This window comes from Rhodobacter ferrooxidans (assembly GCF_000176015.1).
In the GTDB taxonomy this organism is placed as follows: domain Bacteria; phylum Pseudomonadota; class Alphaproteobacteria; order Rhodobacterales; family Rhodobacteraceae; genus Pseudorhodobacter_B; species Pseudorhodobacter_B ferrooxidans.
The window spans coordinates 82,135-97,565 of sequence record NZ_ACYY01000006.1; the positions used below are offsets into that span (position 1 = coordinate 82,135).

The following is a 15,431-nucleotide window of genomic DNA, read 5'->3' on the forward strand; positions in this document are numbered from 1 at the left end:
CATGGACCTGAACCGACTGATCAACATGATCCTGAACATGGTGCTGCGCAAGCTGGTGAACCGCGGCGTCAATGCCGGCATCGACCATGTCGCCCGCCGCGGCAAACCTGCAGCGGAAATGACGCCCGAAGAACAGGATCAGGCCCGCAAGGCCCGGCAGTTGGCGCAACGTGCCCGGCAGGCGGCGAAGATCACCGGGCGGCTGGGGCGCTAGTGGTGCGGGTTCAGACTGGGCGGAAGTGCTTGGAAAGCTTCAGCCCCTGGCCCTGATAGTTCGAGGCGATGCCAGCGCCATACAGCGTCTCGGGACGGGCCGCCATCCGTTCATAGACCAGCCGCCCCACCACCTGGCCATGCTCCAGCACGAAGGGGGCCTCGTGGCAGCGCACCTCCAGCACGCCGCGTGACCCCGCGCCGCCCGCCGCCGAATAGCCGAAACCGGGGTCGAAGAAACCGGCGTAATGCACGCGGAATTCACCGACCATCGCCAGATAGGGCGCCATTTCGGCGGCATAGTCGGGCGGGATCGTCACCGCCTCCTGGCTGACCAGAATGTAGAACGCGCCGGGGTCGAGGATGATGCGGGCCTCATGCGTGCGCACCTCCTCCCAGAACTCCGGCGCGGGGTAATGGCCGATACGATCGAGATCAATCACCCCGGTATGCGGCTTGGCGCGGTAGCCGACCAGATCGCCCTTGGCCGGGCGCAGATCGACCGAAAAGCCCAAGCCGCCCGAGATCAGCGCCTCGCCCGACACCAGCCGTTCGCGGGCGTGCAGGGCGGCAAGGTCTGCATCCGACAGCACCGCCTGACCCCGGCGAAACCGGATCTGGTTCAGCCGCATCCCCGGCCGCACCAGCACCGAAAAGCTGCGCGGGCAAACCTCGGCCCACAAGGGCCCGGTGTAACCTTCTGGAATTCTGTCGAATTCCACCCCACCATCAGTGATCGCCCGGGTCAGCAAGTCCAGCCGCCCGGTCGAGGATTTGGCATTGGCCACGGCGGTGATGCCCGCAGGCAGCGCCAGCGATTCCATCAGCGGAATCACATAGACGCAGCCTTTTTCCAGCACCGCACCGGCGGTCAGGTCCATCCGGTGCATCTCGAATTCTGCAATCCGGCTGGCGACGCTGCGCCCCGCACCCGCCAGAAACGACGCCCGCACCCGATAGGCCACGTTGCCCAGCCGCAGGTCCAGACTGGCGGGCTGCACCTGATCGGGCAGCACCGCCGGGCTTGCGGCAATCGCGCCGCTGGCGATCAGCCCGCGCAGGGCTTGCTGCGGCAGCACGCCGGTATCGGTCATCCTGTGGCCCCCCTGACGAAAACGAGACCGCCCGCGCGGCCTTGCGACCGGCGGGCGGTTTCGGTGTTGGTCGGGCCGGAGAGATTTGAACTCTCGACCTTCCGCCCCCCAGACGGACGCGCTAACCAGGCTGCGCCACGGCCCGACACGCGGGATACATACCAATATTCCGGGCCGGGGCAAGCAGGAAAGCACATGGGCTTGTGGCTCAATTCCGCGGGCTGCGGGCGGCCTGCACCATGGCATCGCGCAACGCCACCAGCCGCGCCTGCAATGGCAACAGCGCGTCCAGCCGGTTGGCCAGCGCGCCATGCGGCAGGCGGCGCAGCACGGCGGGCAACCAGACGCTTTCCGCCTCGGCCACAGCGGGGGCAGGGGGCGGGGCAGGTTCGGGCGGCGAATCAGCGGTGTCGGGCAAGGGAGGCGGCGCGAACAGATCGGTCTGCGCCCAACGGCTTACGTCGGGGGCAGGCTCGTCGGGCAGATGCGCCGCGGCAGCGCGCCAGGCCTCGACCATTTCCGGCGCGAACTGCTCGGCGGTGACACCATCGAACACCAGATCGTCTTCCTCGGTCTGGTCGTCGTCGGTGTCATCCTCGGCGGCAGGGTCATCGCCCCAGGGGGCCGGACCTTCGCCGGGCCAGACCGCCGCATCATCCGCCATGGCCTCGGCCAGAGTGGCAGACAGTTCTTGCGGCTCGGGTATCGGTTCCGCAGGCGCCGGAGCCGCCGCCTGGGCGCTCCAGGCCGCCATCGACACCACCTCGGCCAGCGGCGCCGGGGCTTCGGCGTGATCGACGAAGCTGGCTTCGGGGGTCGGGGTGGTATCCTCGGCCAGGCCCGCCACATGACGAACCCCTTGTTCGCGCAGGATTTTCTGCACGCCGCGGATGGTCAGCCCCTCGTCATGCAGCAGCCGCTTGATCCCGGAAAGCAGCGCCACATCGACCGGGCGGTAATACCGCCGCCCGCCCGCGCGCTTCACCGGCTTGATCTGCGGAAACCGGCTTTCCCAGAACCGCAGCACATGCGCCGGGGTCTCCAGATGGTCAGCGACCTCGCTGATGGTGCGGAAGGCGTCGCTCGACTTTTCCATCCGCGCCGCCTCCGATCAGCGTTTCTTGCCTGCGGCGACGCGATCCTTCATCAGATGCGAGGGCCGGAAGGTCATCACCCGGCGCGGGCTGATCGGCACTTCGTCGCCGGTCTTGGGGTTGCGGCCGACGCGCGCCGACTTGTCGCGCACCGAAAACGTGCCGAAGGACGAGATTTTCACCGTCTCGCCACCCACCAGCGCGTCGGACATGTGCTGCAACACCGCCTCGACCAGTTGCGCGGAATCGTTGCGCGACAGGCCGACCTCGCGGAACACCGCCTCGCTCAGATCCATCCGCGTCAGAGTCTTCTCACTCATGGTATCCCTCCCGGCTTTTCGGCCAAGATGAGCGGTTTGAATTTCCGAGTCAATATCAACAACTTGGCGGGGGTTGTTTCATCGGCGGAAAGCGCCGCCAAGCTACCAGCGCAACCTACCAGCGCAGCACCACGGCGCCCCAGGTCAAGCCGCCACCGATGGCTTCGGTCACGATCAAGTCGCCTTGCTTGATCTGGCCACGGTCGCGGCCCACCGACAGCGCCAGCGGAATCGAGGCCGCCGAGGTGTTGCCATGGTCCTGCACCGTCACCACCACCCGCTCCATCGGCACCTGCATCCGCTGGGCGGTGGCGGAAATGATCCGCAGATTGGCCTGATGCGGCACGATCCAGTCCACATCGGCGCTGCCAAGGCCGGCCTTTTCAAGCGCGGTATGGGCGGTTTGTGCCAGCTTTTCAACGGCATGGCGGAAAATTTCGCGGCCCTGCATCCGCAGCTTGCCAGTCACCCCGGTCGAGGTGCCGCCATCGACGTAAAGCAGATCCTTGAACCGCCCGTCCGAGTTCAGGTCGGTCGCAAGGATGCCGCGATCCGCCGAAGTGCCTTCGCTTTCAACGGCTTCCAGCAGCAAGGCCCCGGCGCCATCGCCAAACAGCACGCAGGTGCCGCGGTCGGTCCAGTCCATCAACCGGCTGAAGGTCTCGGCGCCGATCACCATCACCCGCTTGGCCTGACCTGAAATGATCAGCGCATTGGCATTGGCCAGCGCGAAGATGAACCCGGCGCAGACCGCCTGCACGTCAAAGGCAAAGCCGCGGGTCATGCCGATGCGGGCCTGTACCATGGTGGCCGCCGAAGGAAAGGTCAGATCGGCGGTCGAGGTGGCCAGAATGATGGCATCCAGATCATTGGCCTGCCAGCCGGCATCGGCCAGCGCCGCCTCGGCCGCCCTTGCGCCAAGGTCCGAAGTGGTCTGGCCCGCGGCGGCAATGCAGCGCCGCTCGATCCCCGAGCGCGAAACGATCCATTCATCGCTGGTATCGACGGTCTGGGCCAGTTCGGCGTTCGAGACCACCCGTTCCGGCAGATAATGCCCGACACCCCGGACCACGGCGCGAATTGTCATGAAGAAATACCGATGCCTGATATGTCGGGGCTTGCCCCTTCCGCGATGGCATCCTGCCCCGCCCGGCCAGCCGATGCAACCCGCGCCGCCAGCCGGTCCTGAAAGCCCGATTGTGCAAGCTGGATCGCCAGGCCGATGGCCGCCGCAATGCCGGTGGCGTCAGCACCGCCATGCGATTTCACCACGGTGCCGTTCAGCCCCAGAAACACCCCGCCATTCACCCGGCGCGGGTCGATCCGGCCCTGCAACCGCTTCAGCGTGGCCAGCGCGAACAGGGCCGCCAGTTTCGACAGCAGGGTGGCCTTGAACTCGATCTTCAGGAAATCCGAGATCAGCTTGGCGGTGCCTTCGCCGGTCTTGATGGCGACGTTGCCGGTGAATCCGTCGGTCACGATCACATCGACCCGGTCGGAGGGCATGTCGTTGCCCTCGACAAAGCCGATGAATTCATAGCCGCCCACACCGGCCGCGGCGGCAATCTGGTCATGCGCCAGCTTCAGCTCGGCATGGCCCTTGTGCTCCTCGGTGCCGACATTCAAGAGGCCGATCCGCGGCACCGCGAGGTTTAGGCCGTTGCGGGCATAGGCGGCGCCCATGGTGGCGAATTGCAGAAGGTCCGCGGCATCGGCCTTCACGTCGGCGCCGACATCCAGCATGACGTTGAAGCCGCCGGGGTTGCGCGAGGGCCACAGCACCGCAATCGCCGGGCGGTTGACGCCGGGCACCTTGCGCAGCCGGATCATCGACACCGCCATCAGCGCCCCGGTATTGCCGCAGGACACCGCCGCCTTGGCCTCGCCGTTCTTCACCGAATCGATGCAGGACCACATCGAGGTGCCAGAGCCTGACCGCATCACCTGGCTGGGCTTGTCGTGCATGGTCACCACGCGGTCGGCGTGGCGGATCTCGCAGCGGCCTTGCAGGATGTCGTGACGGGCCACCAGCTTTGCCAGTTCGGCCTGATCGCCATGCAGGATGAAGGCCGCCGAAGGGGTGCGGGTGGCGGAATCGACCACGCCGGCAACAACCGCTGCCGGCCCGCGATCGCCGCCCATCGCGTCAACGGATATGACAATGCGCGGGGCACCCGTGGTCGGAAATGTGGTTCCGTTTGTCATCGGGGCCGCGCGGTCAGGGCGCGGCTTACGCCGCGTCCTCGTCCAGATCGGTGGCCGTGGCGGTGGCCACGACTTCGCGGGCATCGTAATGGCCGCAGGCGCCGCAAACGTGGTGCGGGCGTTTCAGCTCGCCACAGTTCGGGCATTCCGCCGGGTTGGATGCAACCAGAGCGTCATGCGCGCGGCGCATGTTGCGCTTGGATTTGGTGACTCGGTTCTGCGGGACAGCCATGTCTCGACCTCGGTTATTGAGGGGCAAGCCCCTGATTTAACGAATGGATCGAACATTTCCCCCAATGGGAAAAACGCAGCAACCCACGCTGTATGCGAGGCGCGGAACATACTGCGTTTCTGCCCGGGCGCAAGTGTTTTTCTGAACCCTGCGCAAGCCCCGGCAATCCGCCCGATCCTAGCCTTGTTGGTCGTCGTTATCGGGCTTGGTCAGTCGGGCCGCAAGCCCCGCCAACCCGGCGAAAGGTCGCAGGTCGGCGTCGCGCAATGGTTCGGTGCCGGGGGCTGCGAACACCTGACCCGCCACATCCTCGGGCAGTTCGGCACCGGGCGCCCGCGGATAGAGCGGCAACGCGAGGGCCAGCGCCTCCAGCAGCACGGCGCCAAGGTCGATCACCTCGGGCAGCGGTTCGGCGCTGTCATCCTCGGGCATCTCGGCCTCGTCGGCGGCAGGCTCCACCCAGTCCGACAGATAGCGGCGCAGCACCGGCTCGTCGATTTTCGTGACCACCGGGGCCAGAGTAATGCCGCAGGGCTGCTCGACCACCGCCACCAGCTGCGCCTCCAGTTCATAGTCGCGGCGGCCAAACGGGCGCAATTCGCCCTTCAGCCGCAGCTTGCGCAGCGCGGTTATCTCCAGCGCCGCGGCCAGCCGCGCCATCGTCGCCGCATCGGGCGCCAGATCGAACCGGGTGGGTTTGCGCGGTGCCAGGGCCGCCACCCGCAGCGGGTGCGAATAGGGCAGGTCGGGGTTGGGCGTTTTTGGCGGCATGGCGGTTATCCTGTGCTTGGCCGGACCAAGGTGGTGCAGCCGCAACCGGCCCGCGCGTTCCTTTCTTGAACCCGAGGCCGTCCTTCTGTAAGCCTTTCGCAGGTCGGAGACGCGGCTTTGGAGACGGGCCTTGGGATAAGGGGCTTGGGCCAGCAAGGCAAGGGGGCGAAATGGGTTTGGCAAAGGCGATCGGCCGGTTGGGCGGCACGCAGGATCGGTATCGCCCGCTGCGGCGGTTTGCGCTTTGGCTGGGGGCGATGCTTTGCGTCGTTGCGGTCACGGCCTGCACGCCGATCTACCGCAACCATGGCTATGTGCCCACCGATCTTGAACTGGAACAGGTCAAGGTCGGCACCGATACCCGTGAAACCGTGGCGGCGGTGATCGGTCGGCCCTCGGCCGCCGGGCTGCTGAACGATCTGGGCTGGTATTATGTGCAAAGCCGCTGGAAATCCTACGGCCCGCGCCCGGCGGAAGAGGTGGAACGCCAGGTTGTCGCCATTACCTTCACCGAAGCCGGCGTGGTCGAGAACGTCGAGCGTTTCGGGCTGGAAAAAGGCCGTGTGGTGCCGCTGTCGCGGCGTGTCACCAAGACCGGCATCAAGGGCATCAGCCTGATCGAGCAATTGCTTGGCAGCCTTGGACGGGTGTCCCCCGGACAGTTCATCAAGTAACCGCGGCCTCAGTCGTCCCGCGCCTCGAAGCGCAGGGCGACACCGTTCATGCAGTAGCGCAGCCCGGTGGGGGCGGGGCCATCGGGGAACACATGCCCCAGATGCGCTTCGCAGCGGGCGCAATGCACCTCGGTGCGGCGCATGAACAGGCTGCGGTCTGCGGTCTCGCCCACGGATTCGGCGGTCAGCGGCGCGAAAAAGCTGGGCCAGCCGGTGCCGGAATTGAACTTGGTTTCCGCATCGAACAGCGGCGCGTCGCAGCAGATGCAGTGGAAAACCCCCGCCGCCTTGGGAAAATCGTCATGGCTGAAGGCGCGTTCGGTGCCATGCTTGCGGGTGACCTTGTAGGCCAGATCCGACAGGCTGGCGCGCCATTCGGCATCGGTCTTGCTGATCTTGTCGGTCATGCGGTTCTCCCGTTTGGCTGCGCTGTTGTCGCGGCTTGCATCGCTGCAAGGCGCAGAGCATATCTAGGTCGCCCCGCCCGGTTCGCCAAGAAGCCCGCGGGTTCATGGTCGGGAACCCATTGATGCAGCCCCTGCGCAAAGGCCGCTACACCGCCCGCGAGGCGAGCAGTGCCGCCGATCTGGCTGCGGCGCAGGAGTTGCGGCATCTGGCCTTCATCGCCGCCCGTGGATTGACCGCTACACATGGCCCCTCGGATGCCGACGCGCTGGACGGGCGCTGCCGCCACATGCTGCTGGAGGAGGCCTCGGGCACGCTGGTCGGCTGTTTCCGGCTGCTGCCGCTGGAAAGCGGTGCCGGGATCGGTGGCAGTTATGCCGCGCAATTCTATGACCTTTCAGCGCTTGCCTGCTATCCCGACCCGATGCTGGAGGTCGGGCGGTTCTGCATCCATCCGCATTGGCGCGACCCCGACATCCTGCGGCTGGCCTGGGCGGCGATGACGCAGATCGTCGATGCCCGCGGGGTGCAGATGCTGTTTGGCTGCTCGTCGTTCCAGGGCGCCAACCCCGCGCCGCATGTCGAGGCGTTCGCGCTGCTGCACCGACAACATCAGGCACCTGCACGCTGGCAGCCGGGCATCAAGGCAGCCCAGGTGCTGCGCTTTGCGGGGGGCCTGCCACAGGCGACCGACCCGCGCCGCGCCGCGCAAGGGATGCCACCCCTGCTGCGCAGCTATCTGGCGATGGGCGGCTGGGTGTCGGACCATGCGGTGATCGACCGCGACCTTGACACCATGCATGTCTTCACCGGGCTGGAGATTGCGGCGATCCCGCCCGCCCGCGCCCGTCTGCTGCGTGCGGTGGCGGGGTAGCGCAAAAGTTTTCGAAAACTTTTGCAAAATCCTTCGAAGGATTTTGGCCCCGGCCCGGCCGCGGGCTTTGCCTTGACGCCGCCTGCCTGCCCGGATACCCCGCGTCGCATGGCACGTATTCCGCTTTTGCAACTTTCCCGCATCTCGCTGACCTTCGGGGGCGAGCCGGTTTTCGACAATCTCGATCTGGTGGTGCAACCGGGCGACCGGGTTGCGCTGGTCGGGCGCAACGGCTCGGGCAAATCAACGCTGATGAAGGTGATGGCCGGGCTGGTCGATGCCGATCAGGGCGACCGCGTGGTGCCGCCGGGGGTGACGGTCGGCTACATGGAGCAAGACCCCGACCTGTCGGGCTGGGCCACCTTGGGCGACTATGCCGCGTCCAACCTGCCGGAAGGCGAGGAATACCGGGTGGCGATGGCCGCGGAAGGGCTTAAATTTCGCCCCGAAACGCCGGTGACCTCGGCCTCGGGCGGCGAGAAACGCCGGGCGGCGCTGGCCAAGCTGATGGCCGAGGCGCCGGAACTTATGCTGCTGGACGAGCCGACCAACCATCTGGACATCCAGGCCATCGAATGGCTGGAGGCGGAATTGGCCAGCACCCGCACCGCCTTTGTGCTGATCAGCCACGACCGCGCCTTCCTGCGGGCGCTGACCCGGGCGACGCTGTGGATCGACCGCGGTCAGGTGCGCCGGCGCGAGTCGGGTTTTGACGGGTTCGAGGATTGGCGCGAAGCCACCTGGGCCGAGGAAGACGAGGCCCGCCACAAGCTCGATCGCAAGATCAAGGCCGAGGCGCGTTGGGCGGTCGAGGGCATCTCGGCCCGGCGCAAGCGCAATCAGGGTCGGGTGCGGGCGCTGGCCGATCTGCGGGCCGAACGCGGCGCGCAAATCCGCCGTCAGGGCACCGCGGCGATGGAGCTGGAGGCCGGGCCGCAATCGGGCAAGCGGGTGATCGAGGCCAGGGGGCTGAAGAAAGCCTTCGGCGATCTGACCATCTGCCACGATTTCGACCTGCGGGTGCTGCGCGGCGACCGGGTGGCTTTCGTCGGCCCCAACGGTGTGGGAAAAACCACGCTTCTCAAGATGTTGACGGGCGAAGTTCAACCGGATGAAGGCACGGTGACGCTGGGGACGAACTTGGCTGTTGCGGTGTTCGACCAGACCCGCGCGCAACTCGATCCCGACGCCAGCCTGTGGGACAACCTGACCAACGACCCGTCGATGGCGGTCTCGGGCCAGTCGGATCAGGTGATGGTGCGGGGGGTGCCGCGGCATGTGGTGGGCTATCTGAAAGATTTCCTGTTCGACGAACGTCAGGTCCGCGCCCCGGTGCGGTCCCTGTCGGGGGGCGAGAAGGCGCGGTTGCTGCTGGCGCGGATCATGGCGCGCGAGTCGAACTTGCTGATCCTCGACGAGCCGACCAACGATCTGGACGTGGAAACCCTGGACCTGTTGCAGGACATTCTGGGCGACTATGACGGCACGGTGCTGCTGGTCAGCCACGACCGCGATTTCATCGACCGGGTGGCCACCACCACAATTGCCTTGGAGGGCAACGGTCAGGCCATGGCCTATCCCGGCGGCTGGTCGGATTACCGTCGCCAGCGCGGTGAAGGGGCTGTGGAAACTCCGACTGTGAAAACAACAGCTTCGCAGCCGGTCTTGAAGCAATCGGTGAAAAAGCCGGTGGGCCTTACCTTCACCGAACGCAAGCGGCTGGACCTGCTGCCCGAGGTGATCGACAAGCTGGAAACCGAGATTGCCCGGGTGACCGAGCTGATGTCGGGCGATCTGTTTGCCCGCGATCCGGTGAAGTTCGGCAAGGCCAGTCAGGCGTTGACCGAGTTGCAGGCCAAGCTGGCCGCCACCGAGGAAGAGTGGATGTCGCTGGCCGAGCGCGACTAACTATGGGCAGGCGCTGGCGCGGGCAGGCGGCAGCAGAAACTCGCGGTCGTCACCGCGGCTGCCCTCCAGCGTCACGAAATCGCGCGCGCCTTCAAAGCTGATGCCGTAACGACCCACCGACAGCAGCAGCGCGCCGTCCTTGGCGGCTGTCAGCGTGAAACTGCCGGCGTCGCCCTCCATGCCGCAATCGAGCCGCGCGCCCTTGCCCTCGCAATAGCCGCTGCCGATGAACACCTCGCCGGAACCGCGCAGGGTGACGGCGATGTTGACGATCAGCAGGTCATCGGCGGGCGGGTCCTGCATCCGGCCCACGGCGATGCTGGTCACCCGTTGCTGCGGGTGGCTGGCAAGATGGGCATTGCTATAATCGCGGCGAAAACAGCCGGACCCAAAAGCGGTCTGCGGGTCGAAATGGCTGGCGCGCAGGCTTTCGGCACTTGCTGCCGTGGCGAGGGCCAGCAGCGGCAGGGCCAGAAGCATGGTTGAAGTTCGCATCGTAACCTCCGGAAATTGAATGTTAAAAACCAAAGTCAGGAAACGGGTTGCGGCGCAATTCTGCCACGGCCCCCCGATTGCCGCAAGTGGCCTACCAGCGCCCCGACGCGCCACCGCCCGAGGATGAGCCGCCGCCGAAACTGCCGCCACCACCTGAGGAACTCAGCGACGGAATCGTGCGCTCGACATCGCGGTGATAGTCGCAGGAGTTGCAGGCGGTGCGGATGCGCTGGACGCCCGAGGCCAGTTTGGTCGGCTCGGTCAGGGTCGTATGGTCGCGGTGCAACCCGCGTTTGCCGCAGGCAGGACAGGTGCGAAACCGCAGCGCCAGATTGGCCAGCCCGCCGCGCGCCGCCACCAGGATCGACAGCAGAACCGCGCCGCCGAACATCCAGGGCGTCGGGTCGAACGGCGTGGTCGGGGCTTCGGGGGCGGGTTGGCCTGCGGTGAAGGGCCGGGCGATGCGGTCGATGGTGGCCAAGGTGCCTGCCTCGATGCCCGCCGCCATATTGCCGTCGCGGAAGGCGGGCAGCATCTGGGTGTCGATGATCCGCAGCGCCACGCCGTCCCAGACCGGCGGATAGGCCGAGCCGAGGGCGATGCGCATTTCGCGGTCTTCGGACGCCACCAGAATCAGGATGCCGTCATTGCGCGCGGCATTGCCGATGCCCCAATGGTTGAACAGATCCTTGGCAAAAGCCTCGATCGAGGCGCTGTCGCCATAGTCGGCGCGGCGGCTGATTGTGACCACGTTGGCCTGAACGCCGGTGTCGTCACGCACCGCCTCCAACGCTTGGGCGATCCGGGTTTCGGATGCATCATCAAGGATTTGCGCGAAGTCGTTCACGTAAACCGAGGTATGCTCGGGGAAGCTTTGGGCCAGAACGGCGCAGGGCAGAAACAGCAGAACGGCCAGCAGGCGGATCATGTCATCTCCTTTACCACTTGGGCCACCATCATCACGTCGTCGCGGGTGCAGTCGAACTGCCCGACCTGCACCCGGATCACCAGCCGCCCCTGATGCCGGGTTTGCGTCAGGTAAACCCGGCCATCGTCGTTGACGCGGGTCAGCAGCGCCTCGGTTTCGGCATCCGAGCCAAGGGCAAAGCTGAACAGCGACAGCGACGGCTGGGTGGTGATCTGGACGCCGGGCAGGGTTGCCAGCACCTGCGCCAGTTCCCGCGCCCAGGCCACATGGTTGCGGATGCGGGCGCGCAGGCCGTTCAGCCCATAGGCGCGCATCAGGAACCACAGCTTCAGCGCCCGGAAGCGGCGACCCAAGGGCACCGTCCATTCGTTGAAGTTGGTGATTTCCTCGTGGCCGGTGGTTTCCAGATAGGTCGGGCGCAGGCCGAGGGTGCGGATCTGCTGCCCCGGATCGCGCAGGAACTGCACCGCGCAATCGAACTGCGCCCCCAGCCATTTGTGCGGGTTGAAGACGATGCTGTCGGCATTTTCCACGCCCGCCCAAAGGGGGCGAAACTCGGGGCAGATCATGGCACTTCCGGCCCAGGCGGCATCGACATGCAACGGCAGACCCGCCGAATGGGCCACCGCGATGCAGTCGGCAATCCGGTCGAAGGCGCCGATCGAGGTGCCGCCGGCGCAAAGCACCACGCCCACGGGCAGAAATCCGGCGTCACAATCTGCTTGAATTGCGCCCGCCAAGGCCCCGGGTTTCATGGCAAAATCGGTGCCGGTGGGGATCTTCACCAGATTGTCCTGGCCGATGCCGGACAGCCTCGCGGCCTTGTCCACCGAGGAATGGGTTTCCGCCGAAGCATAAAGCCGCAACCGCGGCAGGCCGGAAAGCCCCTGCTGCAGGCCCGCCCAACCCAGCGCCTTTTCCCGCATCGTCAGCACCGCCGACAGCGTGGCAGTGGTGGCAGAATCGTGGATGGTGCCGGAAAACCCTTCGGGCAGGCCGAGGGCGGCGCGCAGCCATTGCACCATCACCTGCTCGATCTCGGTGGCGGCGGGCGAGGTTTGCCACAGCATGCCCTGGGCGGCGATGGCGTTGACCAGTTGTTCGGCCAGCATCGAGGCCGGGGCGGCATTGGCCGGGAAATAGGCAAAGAACCGCGGGTGCTGCCAATGGGTCATGCCGGGCGGCACGATGCGTTCGAAATCGGCAAAGATCGTGTCCATCGGTTCCGCGGCCTCGGGGGCGGCGGCGGCAAGCTGGGCCGCAATCGCGCCGGGGGTCAGGGCGGCGCGCACCGGGCGATCCCGCAGGCCGGCGTGATAGTCATGGGCCCAGTCGGCGGCGCGTTTGGACCAGTGGCGCAGGTCGTCGTGGTTCATGCTGGCTTCCTTTTGCGGCATCTGGCCATGGCAGGCGCGCAAGATCAAGGGGGGCTTGTGACGCGGGGTGGTTTGGCGGTAGTGTGAAAATGCCGGATGGAATCGGCATATACAGGTAAAAACGTGGATATAGACGATACAGACAGGGAAATTATCGGTCTTCTGGCGCAGAACGCCCGGCAGGCGCTGGCGGATGTGGCGCTGCGGGTCGGGCTTTCCACCTCGGCGGTGAACGACCGGGTGCGGCGGCTGGTGGCGCAGGGGGCCATTCGCCGCTTCACGCTGGATGCCGATGCGGATGCGCTGGGGCTGCCGGTGCTGGCCATCGTCTGGGTGGCGTTGCGGCAGGACGGCGAGGCGGCCTTTACCGAATTTGCCACGGCGCATCCCGGCATCACCGAATGTCACCACGTCACCGGGCCGTGGTCCTATCTGATCCACCTGCGCTGCGGCGCGCTGGCGGGGGTCGAGGCGTTTCTGGCCGAGATGAAGGCTGCGGGGTTTCTGGAGCGGTCCGAGACCATGCTGGCCCTTTCCACCCTGCGCCGCGCCCCGCTGGTGCCGGGGGGGGCACCATGATGCTGTTTGCCAAAGCCGCGCTGATGGGGCTGGCGATTGCAGCACCTCTGGGGCCGATCGGCGCGCTGTGCATCCAGCGCACCTTGGCGCAGGGGTTTCTGGCCGGGTTGGCCGGGGGGGCTTGGCACGGCGCTGGCCGATGCCGTCTATGCCGCCGCCGCGGCCTTCGGTTTTGCCGCCTTCAAGGGCGTGCTGGAGGTGATCGACCGGCCTTTGGGGCTGCTGGGCGGGGCGTTCCTGTTGTGGCTGGGGCTGCGGGGCCTGCGGGCCGGGGCCGCACCCAAAGCGGCGGGGCTGGCGGCGACCGGGGTCTGGCCGACGCTGGCCGCGACCTTTCTTCTGACGCTGGCCAACCCGGTCACCATCCTGTCCTTCGCCGCGATCTTCGCCGGGCTGGGGCTGGCCCGTGATGCCGGAGTGTCCGAGGCCTTGCAGTTGGTTTCCGGCGTGTTTGCCGGATCGTTACTTTGGTGGGCGCTGCTGTCGGGCGGGGTGGCCGCCGCGCACCGGCAGTTGCCCGCGGCTTTCAGCCTGTGGGTGGCGCGCGGCTCGGGCGCGGTGATGATCGGCTTTGGCCTTTGGGCGCTGGCCTTGGGTCTTGCCGGATAAGGCTTGGCGGCGCGCGGCGGATGCGCTAGAACCCTCGCCATGAACGAAAGCACAATCATCTGCATTTGCTGCATTACCTGCTGACATCAGTCCGGCGGGCGTTCTTTTCGTTTCCAACAAAAGACGAACAGGCTATGCCCGCCACGGGAACGCTGCTTTGCGCTGCGCGAGAGGGAAGGCATGGCCGGGATCAGGCTTTACAACGGCAAGACGCGGGCGAAGGAAGACTTCACCCCGTTGGATGCGGCCAACGTGCGGATGTATGTCTGCGGCCCCACGGTCTATGACCGCGCCCATATCGGCAACGCCCGGCCGGTGGTGGTGTTCGACGTGCTGTTCCGGCTGCTGCGGCATGTCTATGGCGAAGGTCATGTGACCTATGTGCGCAATTTCACCGACGTGGATGACAAGATCAACGCCAAGGCGGCGGCGACGGGTCGGCCGATCCGCGCCATCACCGACGAGACGATTGCCTGGTATCACGCCGACATGGACGCCCTGGGGGCGTTGCGACCGACGCATGAGCCGCGGGCGACCGAGTATATCGGGCAGATGATCGCGATGATTGCCGGGCTGATCGCCTCGGGGCACGCCTATGCGGCGGAAGGCCATGTGCTGTTCGACGTGCGCAGCTATCCCGATTACGGGCGGCTGTCGGGGCGCAGCATCGACGACATGATCGCCGGCGCCCGGGTGGAAGTGGCGCCCTACAAGCGCGATCCGATGGATTTCGTGCTGTGGAAGCCCTCGGACGCCGCGACGCCGGGGTGGGACAGCCCGTGGGGCTACGGCCGGCCCGGCTGGCACATCGAATGTTCCGCGATGAGCGATGCGCTGCTGGGGGCGAGTTTCGATATCCACGGCGGCGGCATTGACCTGCAATTCCCGCATCACGAGAATGAGGTCGCTCAATCAGCCTGCGCCCATCCGGGGCAGGGGTTTGCGCAGGTCTGGATGCACAACGAGATGCTGCAGGTCGAGGGCAAGAAGATGTCCAAGAGCCTGGGGAATTTCTTCACGGTGCGGGATTTGCTGGATCAGGGCGTGCCGGGCGAGGTGATCCGGCTGGTCTATCTGGGCACGCATTACTCCAAGCCGATGGACTGGACGGCGGAGAAGGCCGCGCAGGCCGAGGCGACGCTGCGCGACTGGTATCTGCACCTGCATCAGCACGGGTTTTCGGCAGATATGGTGCGGGTGTTGAAGGAAGCCGGGCAATGGAAGGCGGATGACGAATTCATCGGCGTGCTGTCCAACGATCTGAACACTTCGGGCGCGATTGCGCGGCTGCATGTGCTGGCCAAGAACCGCACGGCGGCAACGCTGGCGCCCTTTGCCTTCGGGCTGGAGCTGCTGGGGTTTGTCAACGATTGGAGCATGCTGGCAGAGCTGGCTCATATTGGCGTGTCGCAAAGCGGGCACCATGAACCTTGGGTCGAAAGTGTGGTGGCCGGGCTGTTGTTTGAACGTCAGGAGGCGCGGGCGAGCCGCAATTTTGCGGTGGCGGACCGGATTCGCGATGTGCTGACAGAAGCCGGGGTGCAGGTCACTGACGTCGGCGGGGTGGCAAGCTGGCAACCCGGCCCGAACTTCGACCCCGCCAAGCTGGAGGCGCTGAAATGACCAAGTTTTGCGCAGGCGGCGGCCACAGGAC

General features: G+C 66.3%; 18 protein-coding genes and 1 tRNA gene. 7 read left to right on the forward strand and 12 right to left on the reverse strand.

The genetic code is table 11. From position 1 onward, the window contains the following. Position 1: 1 nt before the first annotated feature. Positions 2 to 214, forward strand: coding sequence for a hypothetical protein (locus tag RSW2DRAFT_RS06235; RefSeq protein WP_008029142.1), 213 nt, complete (start codon positions 2 to 4; stop codon positions 212 to 214). Between the two features lie 10 nt (positions 215 to 224). Here RSW2DRAFT_RS06235 and RSW2DRAFT_RS06240 read toward each other — a convergent pair whose 3' ends face one another. The 8 genes from RSW2DRAFT_RS06240 to RSW2DRAFT_RS06275 all read right to left on the reverse strand — a co-directional run bounded on the left by RSW2DRAFT_RS06240 (position 225) and on the right by RSW2DRAFT_RS06275 (position 5,929). Then, on the reverse strand, positions 225 to 1,307 hold the full coding sequence (locus tag RSW2DRAFT_RS06240; RefSeq protein WP_008029145.1) for a 2'-deoxycytidine 5'-triphosphate deaminase: 1,083 nt from the start codon (positions 1,305 to 1,307) through the stop codon (positions 225 to 227). A 67-nt stretch (positions 1,308 to 1,374) separates the two neighbouring features. Continuing rightward, a tRNA-Pro gene (locus tag RSW2DRAFT_RS06245) sits at positions 1,375 to 1,452 on the reverse strand. Positions 1,453 to 1,515: 63 nt separating this feature from the next. Beyond that, a complete protein-coding gene (locus RSW2DRAFT_RS17375; protein WP_008029147.1) occupies positions 1,516 to 2,403 on the reverse strand; it encodes a MerR family transcriptional regulator in 888 nt (295 codons plus the stop codon). 15 nt (positions 2,404 to 2,418) lie between these two features. Further along, complete coding sequence (gene ihfA / locus RSW2DRAFT_RS06255) at positions 2,419 to 2,721, reverse strand: integration host factor subunit alpha (RefSeq protein WP_008029149.1); 303 nt, start codon at positions 2,719 to 2,721, stop codon at positions 2,419 to 2,421. A 115-nt stretch (positions 2,722 to 2,836) separates the two neighbouring features. Then, the gene (locus tag RSW2DRAFT_RS06260; protein WP_008029151.1) at positions 2,837 to 3,808 is read right to left on the reverse strand and encodes a beta-ketoacyl-ACP synthase III; all 972 of its coding nucleotides are present in this window, start codon (positions 3,806 to 3,808) and stop codon (positions 2,837 to 2,839) included. Further along, complete coding sequence (gene plsX, locus RSW2DRAFT_RS06265; RefSeq protein ID WP_040671705.1) at positions 3,805 to 4,926, reverse strand: phosphate acyltransferase PlsX; 1,122 nt, start codon at positions 4,924 to 4,926, stop codon at positions 3,805 to 3,807. Before plsX ends, RSW2DRAFT_RS06260 begins: the two co-directional genes overlap by 4 nt. A 25-nt stretch (positions 4,927 to 4,951) precedes the next feature. Continuing rightward, positions 4,952 to 5,158, reverse strand: coding sequence for a 50S ribosomal protein L32 (rpmF, locus tag RSW2DRAFT_RS06270; protein WP_008029154.1), 207 nt, complete (start codon positions 5,156 to 5,158; stop codon positions 4,952 to 4,954). A gap of 177 nt (positions 5,159 to 5,335) precedes the next feature. Continuing rightward, complete coding sequence (locus RSW2DRAFT_RS06275; protein ID WP_008029156.1) at positions 5,336 to 5,929, reverse strand: YceD family protein; 594 nt, start codon at positions 5,927 to 5,929, stop codon at positions 5,336 to 5,338. A gap of 170 nt (positions 5,930 to 6,099) precedes the next feature. Between RSW2DRAFT_RS06275 and RSW2DRAFT_RS06280 the strand changes: the two genes are divergently transcribed. Further along, positions 6,100 to 6,603 (forward strand): outer membrane protein assembly factor BamE, encoded by a 504-nt coding sequence (locus tag RSW2DRAFT_RS06280; protein WP_008029158.1) that lies wholly within the window; start codon positions 6,100 to 6,102, stop codon positions 6,601 to 6,603. A gap of 8 nt (positions 6,604 to 6,611) precedes the next feature. Here the strand turns inward: RSW2DRAFT_RS06280 and msrB are convergent, their stop codons facing one another. Next, the gene (gene msrB / locus RSW2DRAFT_RS06285) at positions 6,612 to 7,010 is read right to left on the reverse strand and encodes a peptide-methionine (R)-S-oxide reductase MsrB (protein ID WP_008029161.1); all 399 of its coding nucleotides are present in this window, start codon (positions 7,008 to 7,010) and stop codon (positions 6,612 to 6,614) included. Between the two features lie 122 nt (positions 7,011 to 7,132). Here msrB and RSW2DRAFT_RS06290 point away from each other — a divergent pair, with 122 nt between their 5' ends. Together RSW2DRAFT_RS06290 and RSW2DRAFT_RS06295 are read left to right on the forward strand one after the other, a co-directional pair. After that, positions 7,133 to 7,882, forward strand: coding sequence for a GNAT family N-acetyltransferase (locus RSW2DRAFT_RS06290; protein WP_008029163.1), 750 nt, complete (start codon positions 7,133 to 7,135; stop codon positions 7,880 to 7,882). Between the two features lie 108 nt (positions 7,883 to 7,990). Beyond that, entirely contained in the window at positions 7,991 to 9,790 is a 1,800-nt protein-coding gene (locus RSW2DRAFT_RS06295) for an ABC-F family ATP-binding cassette domain-containing protein (RefSeq protein ID WP_008029164.1), read from the forward strand. Here RSW2DRAFT_RS06295 and RSW2DRAFT_RS06300 read toward each other — a convergent pair whose 3' ends face one another. The 3 genes from RSW2DRAFT_RS06300 to RSW2DRAFT_RS06310 all read right to left on the reverse strand — a co-directional run bounded on the left by RSW2DRAFT_RS06300 (position 9,791) and on the right by RSW2DRAFT_RS06310 (position 12,589). Next, complete coding sequence (locus RSW2DRAFT_RS06300; RefSeq protein WP_008029165.1) at positions 9,791 to 10,285, reverse strand: hypothetical protein; 495 nt, start codon at positions 10,283 to 10,285, stop codon at positions 9,791 to 9,793. A 91-nt stretch (positions 10,286 to 10,376) separates the two neighbouring features. Continuing rightward, entirely contained in the window at positions 10,377 to 11,213 is an 837-nt protein-coding gene (locus RSW2DRAFT_RS06305; RefSeq protein WP_008029166.1) for a TPM domain-containing protein, read from the reverse strand. Next, positions 11,210 to 12,589 (reverse strand): pyridoxal phosphate-dependent decarboxylase family protein, encoded by a 1,380-nt coding sequence (locus tag RSW2DRAFT_RS06310; RefSeq protein WP_008029167.1) that lies wholly within the window; start codon positions 12,587 to 12,589, stop codon positions 11,210 to 11,212. Before RSW2DRAFT_RS06310 ends, RSW2DRAFT_RS06305 begins: the two co-directional genes overlap by 4 nt. Positions 12,590 to 12,712: 123 nt before the next feature. On the opposite strand from RSW2DRAFT_RS06310, the gene RSW2DRAFT_RS06315 reads away from it, so the two are divergent. From RSW2DRAFT_RS06315 to cysS, 3 genes are all read left to right on the forward strand, one after another. Next, on the forward strand, positions 12,713 to 13,168 hold the full coding sequence (locus RSW2DRAFT_RS06315) for an Lrp/AsnC family transcriptional regulator (protein ID WP_008029168.1): 456 nt from the start codon (positions 12,713 to 12,715) through the stop codon (positions 13,166 to 13,168). 36 nt (positions 13,169 to 13,204) lie between these two features. Further along, entirely contained in the window at positions 13,205 to 13,777 is a 573-nt protein-coding gene (locus tag RSW2DRAFT_RS06320) for a LysE family transporter (RefSeq protein ID WP_232209656.1), read from the forward strand. Between the two features lie 180 nt (positions 13,778 to 13,957). Beyond that, a complete protein-coding gene (gene cysS, locus RSW2DRAFT_RS06325; protein ID WP_008029171.1) occupies positions 13,958 to 15,400 on the forward strand; it encodes a cysteine--tRNA ligase in 1,443 nt (480 codons plus the stop codon). The last annotated feature ends 31 nt before the right edge of the window (positions 15,401 to 15,431 follow it).